Here is a 13,800-nt window from a genome sequence, read left to right as displayed (position 1 = left end):
GCCGGGCCGCAAGCGGCAAGGTTGCCGCGGCCGTCACGGCCGATTATGCGGGAGGCATGACCTCCCCTCCCCTGCGGATCGAAACCATCGGCGGCGCGGCGCTGGCCGAGGCGCTGCCCATGCTGGCCCGGCTGCGGGGCAGGGTCTTCGCCGCATGGCCCTACCTGTACCAGGCCGATCCCGGCTTCGAATCCGGCTACCTGGCGACCCTGGCCGCCAGCCCCGGCGCGGCGATCACCGTCGCCTTCGACGGCGCCGCCCCGGTCGGCATGGCCACCTGCCAGCCGCTGGCCGAAGCGCATGCGCCGGTGCAGGCGGCCTTCCGCCGGCGCGGGCTGGATGGCGCGGGCTTCTGCTACTTCGGCGAGAGCGTGCTGCTGCCGGAATACCGCGGCCGCGGCGCGGGGGTCGGCTTCTTCGCCGCGCGGGAGGCGCATGCGCGCTCCCTCGGCCTGCGGGCCGCAGCCTTCTGCGCGGTGGTGCGCAATGCCAACGACCCGCGCCGGCCGGCGGACTACCAGCCGCTGGACGGCTTCTGGCGGCGCCGGGGCTTCGTGCCGCGGCCGGACCTTTCCTGCGTCTTCTCCTGGAAGGAAGTGGGCGACGACCGGGAGACGCCGCATAGCCTCGGCTTCTGGCTGAAGGACCCGCTGTGACCGCGCTGCGGCTCGGGGCCTTCGCCTGGCCCGTCGGGAGACCCGGCGATGTCGCCGGCTATGCGGCGCGGCTGGAGGGCTTCGTCGCCGAGGCCGCCGGCCGGGCCGACCTGCTGCTGATGCCGGAATATGCCAGCGTCGAGCTGGCGGCGGGCGCCGCGGATGAGGCCGGCGAGCTGCTTGACATGGTCGCCCAGGCCCCGGCGGTGCTGGCGGCGATGCGCGACGTGGCGCGGAAGCACCAGGTCTGGCTGCTGCCGGGCAGCCTGCCGATGGCAGCGCCCGACGGGCGGGTGGTGAACCGGGCGCCGCTGATCGCCCCGGACGGCCGCCTCGCCTTCCAGGACAAGATGGCGATGACCCGCTTCGAGGCGGAGCGCTGGGGCATCGCCGCCGGCGCCGGGCCGCAGGTCTTCGACACGCCCTGGGGGCGGCTCGGCGTCTCCATCTGCTACGACGCCGAATTCCCCAAGCATGTCCGCTCCCAGGTGGAGGCCGGGGCCTGGCTGGTGCTGGTGCCGACCTGCACCGACAGCCTGCATGGCTTCAACCGCGTCCGCTTCGCCTGCCAGGCGCGGGCGCTGGAGAACCAGTGCTTCGTCGCCCTGGCGCCGACCGTGGGCGAGGCGCCCTGGTCCGCCGCGCTCGACGTGAACCGCGGCTTCGCCGCCGTCTTCGGCCCGGTGGACCGCGGCTTCCCCGAGGATGGCGTGCTGGCCCGCGGCGCGCTGGATGCGCCGGGCTGGACCTTCTGCACCCTGGACCCGGCGCGCATCGCCACGGTGCGGCAGGAGGGCGCGGTGCTGAACCACCGGGACTGGCCGACCGGTCCGGTCGAGCCGCCCCGCCCCGCGGTATTCGCATGAGGCGGCACCGATTCACGCCCGCGGGCCTGCGGCCCTTGGACGATCGGGGCCGGGCATGACCCTCATCTACATCGCCGCCGGCGAGGCCTCGGGCGATATCCTCGGCGCCCGGCTGATGGCGGCCTTGCGGGCGCGGCGGCCGGACCTGGAATTCGCCGGGATCGGCGGGGAGCGGATGGCGGAACAGGGTCTCGGGAGCCTCTTCCCGATGCGCGAGCTGTCCCTGATGGGGTTGCTGGAGGTGATCCCCAACCTGCGCCGGCTGGCGCGGCGGATGGACGAGGCGGAGGCCGACGTGCTGGCCCGCCGCCCGGCGGTGCTGGTCACCATCGATGCGCCGAGCTTCACCCTGCGGCTGGCCGCGCGCATCCGCCCGAAGGGCATCCGCGTGGTGCATTACGTCGCGCCGCAGGTCTGGGCCTGGCGGCCGGGCCGGGTCGCCGAGATCGCCGAGCGGGTCGACCGCATCCTGGCGCTGCTGCCCTTCGAGCCGCCCTTCTTCGAACGCGCCGGCATCCCGGTGACCTTCGTCGGCCATCCGGTGCTGGAAAGCGGCGCCGCCGAGGGCAATGCGGCGCGGTTCCGCGCGGCGCATGGGCTGGGCACGGGCGAGCGGGTGGTGCTGGTCATGCCGGGCAGCCGGCGGTCCGAGGTGCGGCGGCTGCTCGGCATCTTCGGCGAGGCCCTGCGGCTGGCGGCGGCCACCCAGCCGGGGCTGCGGCCGGTGATCGCCCTGGCCGGGCCGGTGGAGGCCGCGGTGCGGGCCGGGACCGCGGACTGGCCGGTGGCGCCGGTCTTCGTGCGGACGGCGGCCGAGAAGCACGACGCCTATGCGGCGGCCGCCGTCGGGCTGATCAAGTCCGGCACCTCCAGCCTGGAGGTGGCGGTCGCCGGCGTGCCGCATGTGGTGGGCTACCGGGTGAACCCCATCACAGCGGCGATCGTGCGGCGGCTGATCCAGGTGCCCTTCGTCTCCCTGGTCAACCTGCTGGCGGAGCGGGCGGTGGTACCGGAGCTGCTGCAGCAGGACTGCACCCCGGCGCGGCTGGCGGCGGCGCTGCTGGCCTTGCTGCGCGACCCCGCCCAGGTGGCGGCGCAGCGGACAGGGTTCGCCGAGGTCCTGGCGCGGCTGCGGGCACCGGAGGGCCTGCCGAGCGCCGCGGCCGCGGTGGCGGTGCTGGACGTGCTGGACGGGCGCTCAATTCCGCACAATCCTACTCAAGATGACTAAATTTCGCTAAATTCGGCTCAATTCCGTAAAATTCCGCTCAATTTCCAGCCGAAATTTTATGCCAAGCCTTTGAATTCATTGCATTGGCTTGGCTGGATGGCGGCATTTCCGCCGGATGCCGCCGCCACGGGCCGGCGGTGACGGCGCAGCCTAACGGAACGTAACGAAAACATCAAGGCTCAGCCGGCGGCGATGGCCGCCTCGATCCGCAGCGCCGCATCCAGCGCGGCGAGGCCGGCCGCGCCGCTGGCCTCGACCGGGGCGCCCTGCTCGATGCTGGCGATGAAGGCGGCCTGCTCGGCGTCCAGGCTGTCGTGCTCCACCCAGGTGGACCGGGTGATGCCCCAGCCGGGCATGGTCTCGACCGGCTCGGCGCCGCCGGGGTGCACCCGCTCCAGGCTGCGGGCGAGGAAATCGACCCGCGTCTCGCCGCCGGGGCCGAGGATGCGGAGCCGGCGTTCCATGGCCACGCTGACCCGGCTGGCGGTGACCGTCGCCGCGGCGCCGCTGGCGAAGCGCAGTTGCGCCACGGCGAAATCCGGGTGGGCCGACATCACCCGGGCGCCGGTGGCCCGGACCTCGTCCAGCGGCGAGGCGGCCAAGGTCAGCAGCAGGTCGAGGTCGTGGATCATCAGGTCGAGCACGACCGAGACGTCGAGGCTGCGCGGCCGGAAGGGGGCGACGCGGGTCGCCTCGAAGGCCAGCGCGCGCCCCGGGACCCCCTGGCCCGCGCCGGTCGCGTGCAGGGCGCGGATGGCGGCCGAATAGCGCTCGATATGGCCGACCTGCAGCACCAGCCCGGCGGCGCGGGCGGCGGCGATCAGGTCTGCGGCCTGGGCGGTCGTCGCGGCGATCGGCTTCTCGACGAAGACATGCCGGCCGGCGGCCAGCGCCTGCAGCGCCAGCGCATGGTGATGCGCCGTGGGCGCGGTGATGACGACGGCATCGGAGGCTGCCAGCAGCGCCGGGACGGGCAGCGCCGGGGCGCCGGTCTCGGCGGCGATCAGCGCGGCACGGGCCGCATCGGCATCATGGATGCCGGCCAGGGCGCCGCGGGCGGCCAGCTTCAGCGCATGGAAGCGGCCGAAATGCCCGGTGCCGAGGACGCCGATCCGAATGCCCATGCCCTGCCCGCCCCCATCTGCCACCGGTCCCATCTGCCACCGATCCGGGCTTGTAGCGGCGCCGAGGCCGGGCGGCAAAGCGGGATCAGCCGCCCTGGATCATCTCCCGGATGCGGGTGGCCAGCGCCTCCATGGCGAAGGGCTTGGTCAGCACCTGCATCCCCGGCTCCAGCTGGCCATGGCCGAGCGCCGCATTCTCGGCATAGCCGGTGATGAACAGCGCCTTCAGCCCCGGCCGCAGCGCCCGGCCGGCATCGGCCAGCTGCCGCCCGTTCATCCCGCCGGGCAGGCCGACATCGGTCACCAGCAGGTCCACCCGGGCGGTGGTGCGGAGGATGGCGAGGCCGGCGGCGGCATCCTCGGCCTCGATCGCGACATAGCCGAGATCCTCCAGCACATCGGCGACCAGCATGCGGATCGGCGCCTCGTCGTCGACGATCAGCACCGTCTCGCCGCTGCCGGCGCGGGGCGCATCGGGCAGCGGCTCGGGCGCCTCGGCCGCCTCGGCCTCCCCCAGGTGGCGCGGCAGGTAGATCCGCACCGTGGTGCCCTGCCCCACCTCCGAGTAGATCCGCACCTGGCCGCCGGACTGCCGGGCGAAGCCGTAGATCATCGACAGACCGAGCCCGGTGCCCTGGCCCAGCGGCTTGGTGGTGAAGAAGGGGTCGAAGGCCTTGGCGATCACCTCCGGCGTCATGCCGGTGCCGGTATCGCTGACGCTGAGCGCGACATAGTGCCCGGGCGCCAGCTCGCGCAGCGCGGTCGCCTTGCGGTCGAGCTGGACATTCGCCGTCTCGATGGTGAGGCGGCCGCCATCCGGCATGGCGTCCCGGGCATTGATGCAGAGGTTGAGCAGCGCATTCTCGAGCTGGCCGGGATCGACCATGGTGGTCCAGAGCCCGGCGGCGCCGACCACCTCCACCGCGATGGCGGGGCCCACGGTGCGGCGGACCAGCTCCTCCATGCCGGCGACCAGGGCATTGATGCCGGTCGGCCGCGGCTCCAGCGTCTGCCGGCGGGAGAAGGCGAGCAGCCGGTGGGTCAGGGCGGCGGCGCGGCTGGCGGCGCCGCGGGCGGCGGTGACGTAGCGCTCCACATCCGCCATCCGCCCCTGGGCGATGCGGGTGCGGATCAGCTCGAGGCTGCCGGAGATGCCGGTCAGCAGGTTGTTGAAGTCATGCGCGATGCCGCCGGTGAGCTGGCCGACCGCTTCCATCTTCTGCGACTGGCGCAGCGCCGCCTCGGTTTCCATCAGCGTCCGGGTCCGGGCGGCGACCTGGGACTCGAGCTCCCCGGCCAGGGCCCGGAGGTCCTGCTCGGCGCGGCGGCGGGCGACGGCCATGCGGGTGCGCTGGCTGACCTCCCGCACGAAGGCCAGTTCCTCGGGCAGCCATTCGCGCGGCGCCGCATGGGTGAGGTAGAGCAGCGCCACCATGTCGCCGGCCTCGGTGATGGGCATGTTGATGGCGGCGATGGCGGCGACGGTGCGCAGCGCCTCGGGATCGGTGCGGGGGTCGGTGGCGGCATTGGCGAAGACCACGGTCTCGCCGCGCTTCAGGTCCTCGATGTAGCGGCCGTAGTCGCGGAAGTTCAGGGTGCCGGCGAGGCTCGGGATGCCGGGGGCGGTCCAGTCGCGCTCGATGGTGATGGTCTCGGCCACCGGGTCGATGGTGCCGTAGCCGGCGCGGCTGACCGCGAGGGTGCGGCCGAGGATCTCGGCGGCGGCGAAGGCGATGTCGCCCGGGGCATCGAGGCCGCGGAAGCGGTCGTCGAGTTCGAGCAGGGCGCGGTCGTGCCGTTCGGCGTGGCGGCGGCGGGTGATGTCCTGGGTGGTGCCGGCGAGGCGGAGCGGCGTGCCGTCCACGGCGCGCAGCAGCTGGGCGCGCATCGCCACCCAGCCGGTGCCGCCATCCGGCCGCAGCACCCGGCATTCCACGGCATAGTCCTGGCCGGTGGCGACGCTTTCGGCGATGGCGGCCTCGACCGCCGGGCGGTCCTCCGGATGGATGGCCCGGCGGATGGTGGCCTCGCCCAGCGGCGCCTCCGGGGTGCGGCCGAAATGCGCCTTGCAGAGCGCCGAGGCGGTCAGGGTGCCGGTCGGCAGGTCCAGCTCCCAGATGCCGAGGCCGCCGGCCTGGGTGGCGAAGCGCAGCCGCCCCTCGCTTTCCTCCAGCGAGCGGAGGCGGTCGCTCAGCGCCGCGAGCAGGGCGGCGTTATGGCTCTCGAGCCCGGCCAGGCGTTCCCGCTCCAGGGTCACGTCCACCTGGCTGGCGAAGAAATAGGCCAGCTCGCCGGAGGCGTCCCATACCGGGGCCAGCAGCAGCCGGTTCCAGAAGGGCGTGCCGTCCTTGCGGTGGTTGCGGATGTCGATCTCGATCGATTCCACCGCATCGACCGCGGCGCGGATGCGCTTGGTCGTCTCCGGGTCGGTTTCCGGGCCCTGCAGGAAGCGGCAGTTGCGGCCGAGGATCTCCGACCGGCTGTAGCCGGTGAGGCGGCAGAAGGCGTTGTTGGTGAAGATGACCGGGTTGTCCGGCAGCCGCGGGCTGGTGATGATCATCGGCATGCGGGTGGCGCGGACGGCCGAGACGAAGGGATCGGTGCTGGCTTCGAGGCTCGCCATCTCGGCCTGGATGCGGGCCTTGTCGCTGGTCACCTGGGTGCGGAGGCTGTTCAGTCGTTCCGTCATCGGCTTCGATCATCGCCTTGTGCTGCGGCGCCCGGGCGGCGGAAGGGCCTCGGACGAATGGGGCAACCGGGATGCCATCCATCCGGGCCTCGAGCCAGGGGGCTGTCAGGACCGGGGTGGGCGGGGCCTGGAGGTCGGCAGGGACATCGGGCTGCGGCGGGAGGGAAAGGCTGGTCGGTTCCGCCGGCGGGGTCTGTTACGGAGGGAACACCCTCGGGCGCTGGCGGTTGCATGGCCCGCCTCGTATCTGCGGTTGCATGACGGCGCATCCCGGGTGCGCGCGGGTCCGGCGCCGTCCCGGGTGTTTCATGCCGGGCCGTGGCGCGGTAAGGGTGCGCCCATGTTGAAGAGACGCCCCGCCCCATGATGTTCTTTGCCCGCTGGAAGACCCTGGCGATCCTGGCGGTCTGCCTGCTCGGCGCGCTGCTGTGCGCGCCGAACCTCTTCCCCAAATCCGCCCTGCCCGGCTGGGCGCGGCAATTCTCCCTCGGCCTCGATCTGCGCGGCGGCTCCTACCTGCTGCTCGAGGTCGACATGGACGCGGTGGTGAAGGAGCGGCTGGAGAGCCTGGCGGATGCCAGCCGGACCCGGCTGCGACAGGCCAATATCGGCTACGTCAACCTGGCGGCCGAGCCGGCGAACCGCCGCGTCACCCTGCGGGTGCGGGACCTCGCGCAGGTGCCGGCGGCGGTCGCGCAGATGCGCGAGCAGGCCAACCAGATCCCGACCAGCATGGGCGCCACCACCCCGGACATCGAGGTGGCCTCGACGCCCGAGGGCGTAGTGACGGCCAGCCTGACCGAGGTCGGCCTGCGGGCCAAGGCGACCGGCGCGGTGGAGCAGTCGATCGAGATCGTCCGCCGCCGGATCGACGAGACCGGCGTCTCGGAGGCGCTGATCGCCCGGCAGGGGCAGGCGCGCATCCTGGTGCAGCTGCCCGGCGTCGAGGATCCGAACCGGATCAAGGAACTGCTCGGCAAGACCGCGCGGATGACCTTCCACCTGCTGGACGAGACGGCGAATATCGGCGCGGCGACACCGCCGCCCGGCGTGATGTTCCTGATGGGCGAGGGCCGCCCAGGCCAGCCGGAGACGCGCTATGCGGTCCGGCGGCGGGTCGAGGTGGATGGCGCCAACCTGACCGATGCGCGGGCCGGGCAGGACAACCGCACCGGCGAATGGGTGGTGAATTTCACCTTCGATTCGATCGGCACGCGGCGCTTCGCCGACGTGACCCGGGCCAATGTCGGCCGGCCCTTCGCCATCGTGCTGGACGACAAGGTCATCACCGCGCCGAATATCCGGGAGGCCATCACCGGCGGGCGCGGCCAGATCAGCGGCAATTTCGATGCCCGCGGGGCGAACGAGCTCTCCGTCCTGCTGCGGGCCGGCGCGCTGCCGGCGCCGCTGACGGTGGTCGAGGAACGGACGGTCGGGCCGGAGCTGGGGGCGGATGCGATCCGCGCCGGGATGCTGGCGCTCGGGCTCGGGGCGGTCTTCGTCTTCCTCTACATGGGCCTGGCCTATGGCCTGTTCGGCTGGTTCGCCGACATCGCACTGCTGGTGAACATCCTGCTGCTGCTGGCCGCCCTTTCGGTGCTGGAGGCGACGCTGACCCTGCCGGGCATCGCCGGCATCGTCCTCACGCTGGGCACCGCGCTGGATGCGAATATCCTGATCAATGAGCGCATCCGCGAGGAATTCAAGAACGGGCGGCCGCCGCTGAGCGCGCTGGAGGCGGGCTTCACCAAGGCCTCCGGCACCATCATGGACAGCAACCTGACCAACCTGATCGCCATGGCCTGCCTCTACGGCTTCGGCAGCGGGCCGGTGAAGGGCTTCGCGGTCACGGTCGCCATCGGCACCATCGTGCAGATGTGGACGGCGACGACGCTGGTCCGGCTCATGGTGTCCTGGTGGTACAAGGCGACCCGGCCGAAGACCTTGCCGGTGCTGGAGGATGGCAAGGGTCTCTGGGGCCGGCTGGCGCGGCCGCTGTTCCGCATCATCCCGGACGTGACGCATATCCCCTTCATGAAGGGCGCCCGGGTCGGGCTGCTGGTCTCGGCCGTGCTCTCGACCGCCTCGCTGGTCGGCGCCTTCTACCCGGGGCTCGAGAAGGGCATCGACTTCAAGGGCGGCATCGTCATGGAGGTCCGGACCCCGGGCCCGGCCGACCTGGCGGCGCTGCGGACCAAGGTCTCCGGCCTCGGCCTCGGCGATGTCGGCCTGCAGCAGTTCGGCGATGCCGAGACGGTGCTGGTGCGGCTGCCGGTGCAGGCAGACGAGGGCGGCACCCAGCAGGCGGTGAATGCGGTGCGGGCCGGGGTGGAGCAGGTGGCGCCGGGGGCGCGCATCCTGCGGGTAGAAGCCGTCGGCAACCGGGTCTCGGACGAGCTCTTCCTCGGCGGCATGATCGCGCTCGGGATCAGCCTGCTGGCGATGCTGGTCTACATCTGGTTCCGCTTCGAATGGCAGTTCGCCATCGCCGCGATCATCACCCTGATCCTGGACACCACCAAGACGGTCGGGTTCATGGTGCTGTTCGGGGTCGAGTTCAACCTGACGACGGTCGCCGCCATCCTCACGGTCATCGGCTTCTCGGCCAACGACAAGGTGGTGGTCTTCGACCGGATGCGGGAGAACCTGCGCAAGTACAAGACCATGCCGCTGCGCCAGCTGGTCGACCAGTCGATCAACGAGACGCTGAACCGCTCGCTCGGCACCTCGATGACGCTGCTGCTCTCGGCGCTGCCGCTGGCCTTCTTCGGCGGCGACACGCTCTCGGGCTTCGCCTGGGTGATGCTGTTCGGGATCGTGGTCAGCGCCTCCTCCTCGGTCTTCATCGCGGCGCCGATCGTGCTCTACACCGGCGAGAACCGGCTGCGCCGCGGCGGGCCGGAGGCGACGCCGCCGGCGGCCCAGGGCGGCAAGGCGCGGGCCCCTGCCGGGGTCTGAGCCACCGCGCCGGGCGCTGCTGGCCCTGCTGGCAGCGCCCGGGATCGCCAAGGCCCAAACGGTGGCCGGCCAGCCGGCGGCCGGCCAGGCGGTGGCGCTGCTGGTCGGCGCCGCGGCGGGCAGCGGGCCGGATCTCTGGGCACGGTCCTTCGCGCCCTTCCTCGAACGGCATTGGCCGCATGCAGCGGTCATGGTGCTGAACCGGCCCGGCGAGGGCGGGCTGCTGGCCGCCCGCGCGCTGGCGGCGGCGGCCCCGGACGGCCGGGTGATCGGCAGCGTGACGACGCCGCAGCTGCTGGCCCGCGCCGTGGAGGCCGGGACGGCGGATATCGGGGAGCGGCTGGAATTCCTGGCGGCGGTGGCGGAGGAGCCGCTGGTGCTGGTCGGGCATCCCGGCACCGTCGCGGATCTCGCGGCGCTGCGCGGGCTGGCGGGGCCGGTCATCCTCGGCACGCCGGCGCCGGGCAGCGCCGCGCAGCTCGCCGGGGTGGCGCTGGCACCGGGGCTGGCGGCAACGCCGCCCGGGCTGCTCGCCTTTCCCACCGCGGCGGGGGCGCGGCAGGCGGTGATCGCCGGGAATATCCCCTGCGCCATGCTGGCGGCGCCGGAGGCCATCGCCGCCCTGCGGGACGACCGGCTGGTGGCGCTGGGGGTGGCGCAGTCCAGCCGCAGCCCCCTGCTGCCGGAGGTGCCGACCCTGACCGAACAGGGCCTGCCGCTGGTCCTGGTGGCGCGGCGCGGCTTCGCGGTGCCGGCGGGCGTGGCCCCTGCCCTGCTGGAGCCGCTGCTGCGGGCGATGCGGGCGGCGGTGGCCGACCCCGAATTCGCCGCCCAGGCGGAAGCCAAGGGCTATGTCCCCCGCTTCCTCGGCCCGGCCGCCTGGGCGCCGGAGGTGCGGCGGCTGTCGGGCGAGCTGGCGGCACGCTGGGTCGCCGACCCCTGGATCGCGCGCCGGGGTTGAGGACCCGCAGCACGATGCATGCATAATTCTTTGAATAATCTTATTATTTGATCAATATTTTGCTTTTCCGGCATGGCTGGCTGGCGGGATGCGTCTTAATATAACGGAGACGTTATAGGAAAGATCACCCCTCCATGACCGCTGCCGCCGGCGCACCGGGCCCGACCCGGGATGCACCCATGGGGCGCTTCGCCAGGGAAAGCCCGGTAGTCCTGGGCCTCGCCACGCCTCCCGCCGAGGCGCGGCGCTGATGCCGGGCATGCCCGGGGCCGGCGCGACGGCGGTTGCGGCAGCCGGGGCGACCGCACACATCCTGGGGGAGCGGCTGGTCCCATGCGACCTGCCGCGTCCCGTCGCGGAGGCGACCCAGATGCAGCCCGGGGTGCCGAGCCCGACCCGCCTCGACAGGCGGATGCCGAACCCAGCCGGCCGGCGCGGTGGCGTGCTGCCGCTGCCGGCCGCCCTTCCCCCGGCGCCGAGCCCCGCCCTGCGGGCCGATGCGGCGGCGCTGGCGGCGGGGCTGACCAATGGCGAGGTCTCGGTGCATTACCAGCCGGTGGTCCGCCTGGCGGACCGGCAGCCGGTGATGGTGGAGGCGCTGGCGCGCTGGCACCTCCCGCCCGTCGCGGTGCCGCCGGACCGCTTCGTGCCCCTGGCCGAGAGCACCGGCCTGGCGCGGGCCCTGTCCGTCCTGGTCGCCAGCCGGGCGGCGGCGGAGATGGCGCCCCTGTGGCAGACGCTGCGGCTGCGGGTCTCGGTCAACCTGCCGCTCGGGCAATTGCTGGCCCCGGACCTGGTCGCCTGGCTGCAGCGGGCGGCGCGCGCGGGCGGGCTGCGGCCGGGCCAATTGGCGCTGGAGCTGACCGAGACGACCACGGTGCGCGACCGCTCGGCCCTGCGCCGCGCCCTGCTGCGGCTGCGCGCCGGCGGCTTCCGCGTCCTGCTGGACGATTTCATCCTGCATGACGAGCGCGACTGGCTGCTCGGCCTGCCCTTCGGCGCCATCAAGCTGGACCGGTCGCTGGTGGAACGGCTGCCGGCCGAGGCCCAGGCGCGGCGGCAGGTCCGGCGCCTGGTGCGGCGGGCCGAGGCGGCCGGGCAGAAGGTGATCGCCGAGGGTGTCTCCGACCGGCGGCTCTGGGCCGTGGTGCGGGACCTCGGCGTCCACCATGCCCAGGGCTACCTGATCGGCCGGCCGGTCCCGGCCGCGGGGCTGACCGCCTGGTGCCGGGACTGGCGCGGGGTTTCCGTGCCAGCCTGAGGGGCCAGCCTGAGGGGCTAGCCTGAGGGGGCCGGCCCGAGGGCCGCTGCGTCCTAGGGCAGCAGGCGGCGGGCGATGCTGGCGCGGAGGCCGGGCTGGGCCAGGCGATGCATGACCGCCTGGGCTTCCTCCAGGGCGGCGGTGGCCTCGCCCAGGCGCTGGTCGGCCAGGGTGCGCTGGCGCTGGGCCTCTGCGAGCGCGCGTTGCAGGCTCTCGACCTGGGTATGCGCCGCGGCGGCATCGTCGCGGTAGTGGGCCGCCTCGCGCTGGGCGGATTCGAGGGCGAGGCGCGCCTGTTCCCGCGCCGTCGCCGTGGTCTGGCGCAGCTCCGCGGCCTCGCGCTCCGCCGCATCGAGGCCAAGGCGGGCCTCGGCGAGATCGGCCAGGGTGCCCGGCAGGGTGCGGAGCTGGGCCTCGCGCTCGGCGACCGTCGTGGGCAGATAGGCGGTGTCGCCGGCCAGCAGCGCGGCGAGGATGGCGCGGGCGGGCTTCACCAGCTCCTTCGGCACCCAGCCGGTGACCTGGGCGCGGCCGAGGGCGGTCTGCTCGTCGATGATGCGCTGCTTCTCGGCGCGGACTTCCTCCTTGGAGAGGGTCCTGCCGGCGGGGGCTTCGGTGCCTTCGACGAGGGCTTCGGAGTCACTCATGCCTGTTCCTTCCGCGGCGCGGCCGCGACAGGACGCGGCGCCTCAACCGCCAATGCGAGACGGGCGGCGGATACCACCGCCCCAAGGCGTGACGATCTAGCGCAGGATCGGGTGGCGCAACAGGGCCGGCAGGCGGACCAATGTCTCGTTTGGTATGCCCCGCCCCGGCTCCGGTCCCGGCTTCAGCTATAGGCGCGGCGGTAGAGGTCGATGATCGCCGCCTCGTCCGGCACCCGCGGGTTGTTGGCCGGGCTGCCGGAGGCCAGCGCCTGCTGCGCCATCAGCGGCAGCAGCCCTTCCCAACGGTTGCCGCCGATCCCGTAGTCCTTGGGCGTCGGCACCCCGAGCTCCTGGTTCAGCGCCCGCAGTTCCTCGAGCAGCTTGGAGCCGGCGGCGGCATCGGTGTCCTCCCGCGTGGCGACGCCCATGGCGCGGGCCGCCTCGGCATAGCGGGGCAGCGCCTCGGTCAGGCCGTATTCGGTGACGACCGGCAGCAGCATGGCGTTCGAGAGCCCGTGCGGGACATGGAAATGCGCGCCGATCGGGCGGGACATGCCATGCACCAGGGCGACCGAGGAGTTCGAGAAGGCGAGGCCGGCCTGCATCGCGCCGAGCATCATCGCCTCCCGCGAGGCGGCATTCCTTGGCTGGTGGTAGGCCGGGCGGAGGTGGCGGCCGATGAGCTGCATCGCCGAGAGCGCCAGGCTGTCCGCATGGGGGTTGGCGCGCTTCGAGACATAGGCCTCGAGCGCGTGGGTCAGGCTGTCGATGCCGGTATCGGCGGTGGTGCGCTGCGGCACGCTGAAGGTCAGCTCGTAGTCGACGATGGCGGCGAGCGGCAGGGCGCCGAGGCCGGCGATCAGCATCTTCTCGTCGGTCTCGGTATCGGTGATGACGGTGAAGCGCGTCGCCTCAGAGCCGGTGCCGGCGGTGGTCGGGATGCAGAGGATAGGCACCAAGCCGTGGTCGGCCTGGGCGGGGACCTTGAAGGCCCGCATCTTGGTCCCCGTGGGCGCGGCGGCCAGGATCGCCATGGCCTTGGCGGTGTCCATCGGGCTGCCGCCGCCGAAGCCGATCAGGCAATCATGGTCGCCGGATTGCAGCACCGCGGCACCGGCCTCGATGACGGTATCGGTCGGGTCCGGGACGGTCTCGCTGAAGACCGCATAGGCGATGCCGGCGGCGCGCAGCGGGGCCAGCAGGGCGCGGTCGATGGTGCCGGAGGAGACCATCCAGGGGTCGGTGACGACCAGGGGGCGGGACAGGTTCAGCAGGCGCAGGACCTCGGCGGCCTGGGCGACGGCGCCGCCGCCGATGCGCATCAGGCGCGGCGAGACGATGGTGGCGATGGTCATGGGTTGGGTTCCTCCCCGGGGGGTTTGGGGCGGAGGATAGGCGGGGTTGGGT

The 13,800-nt window shown here is 73.1% G+C and carries 10 protein-coding genes; 6 read left to right on the top strand and 4 right to left on the bottom strand.

Annotated features, from left to right (window positions below; all coding sequences use genetic code 11):
- The first annotated feature begins 56 nt into the window (after nt 1-56).
- The 3 genes from AC0IW9_RS20140 to lpxB are packed head-to-tail and all read left to right on the top strand — an operon-like array spanning nt 57 to nt 2,753.
- Complete coding sequence (locus AC0IW9_RS20140; protein WP_471650087.1) at nt 57-656, top strand: GNAT family N-acetyltransferase; 600 nt, start codon at nt 57-59, stop codon at nt 654-656.
- A complete protein-coding gene (locus AC0IW9_RS20135) occupies nt 653-1,522 on the top strand; it encodes a carbon-nitrogen hydrolase family protein (protein ID WP_471650086.1) in 870 nt (289 codons plus the stop codon). Before AC0IW9_RS20140 ends, AC0IW9_RS20135 begins: the two co-directional genes overlap by 4 nt.
- A gap of 55 nt (nt 1,523-1,577) precedes the next feature.
- On the top strand, nt 1,578-2,753 hold the full coding sequence (gene lpxB / locus AC0IW9_RS20130) for a lipid-A-disaccharide synthase (RefSeq protein WP_471650085.1): 1,176 nt from the start codon (nt 1,578-1,580) through the stop codon (nt 2,751-2,753).
- Nucleotides 2,754-2,932: 179 nt separating this feature from the next.
- Here the strand turns inward: lpxB and AC0IW9_RS20125 are convergent, their stop codons facing one another.
- On the bottom strand, nt 2,933-3,877 hold the full coding sequence (locus AC0IW9_RS20125; RefSeq protein WP_471650084.1) for a Gfo/Idh/MocA family protein: 945 nt from the start codon (nt 3,875-3,877) through the stop codon (nt 2,933-2,935).
- 85 nt (nt 3,878-3,962) lie between these two features.
- Nucleotides 3,963-6,566 carry a PAS domain-containing protein gene (locus AC0IW9_RS20120; protein ID WP_471650083.1) on the bottom strand — a complete coding sequence of 868 codons (2,604 nt, stop codon included), beginning with the start codon at nt 6,564-6,566 and terminating at the stop codon, nt 3,963-3,965.
- A 363-nt stretch (nt 6,567-6,929) separates the two neighbouring features.
- Here AC0IW9_RS20120 and secD point away from each other — a divergent pair, with 363 nt between their 5' ends.
- The 3 genes from secD to AC0IW9_RS20105 all read left to right on the top strand — a co-directional run bounded on the left by secD (nt 6,930) and on the right by AC0IW9_RS20105 (nt 11,746).
- Nucleotides 6,930-9,524 (top strand): protein translocase subunit SecD, encoded by a 2,595-nt coding sequence (secD, locus tag AC0IW9_RS20115; protein ID WP_471650082.1) that lies wholly within the window; start codon nt 6,930-6,932, stop codon nt 9,522-9,524.
- Between the two features lie 61 nt (nt 9,525-9,585).
- Nucleotides 9,586-10,485: a tripartite tricarboxylate transporter substrate-binding protein gene (locus tag AC0IW9_RS20110; protein WP_471650081.1), complete on the top strand. Its 900-nt coding sequence runs from the start codon at nt 9,586-9,588 to the stop codon at nt 10,483-10,485.
- Between the two features lie 250 nt (nt 10,486-10,735).
- Nucleotides 10,736-11,746: an EAL domain-containing protein gene (locus AC0IW9_RS20105; protein ID WP_471650080.1), complete on the top strand. Its 1,011-nt coding sequence runs from the start codon at nt 10,736-10,738 to the stop codon at nt 11,744-11,746.
- 53 nt (nt 11,747-11,799) lie between these two features.
- Here AC0IW9_RS20105 and AC0IW9_RS20100 read toward each other — a convergent pair whose 3' ends face one another.
- Nucleotides 11,800-12,393, bottom strand: coding sequence for a hypothetical protein (locus AC0IW9_RS20100; RefSeq protein WP_471650079.1), 594 nt, complete (start codon nt 12,391-12,393; stop codon nt 11,800-11,802).
- 182 nt (nt 12,394-12,575) lie between these two features.
- The gene (locus AC0IW9_RS20095; RefSeq protein ID WP_471650078.1) at nt 12,576-13,748 is read right to left on the bottom strand and encodes an iron-containing alcohol dehydrogenase; all 1,173 of its coding nucleotides are present in this window, start codon (nt 13,746-13,748) and stop codon (nt 12,576-12,578) included.
- Nucleotides 13,749-13,800 lie beyond the last annotated feature (52 nt).

This window comes from Belnapia sp. AC561, from assembly GCF_979252845.1.
The sequence above is the reverse complement of the archived record's forward strand: the minus strand, read 5'-3'. Positions and strand labels throughout refer to the sequence as shown.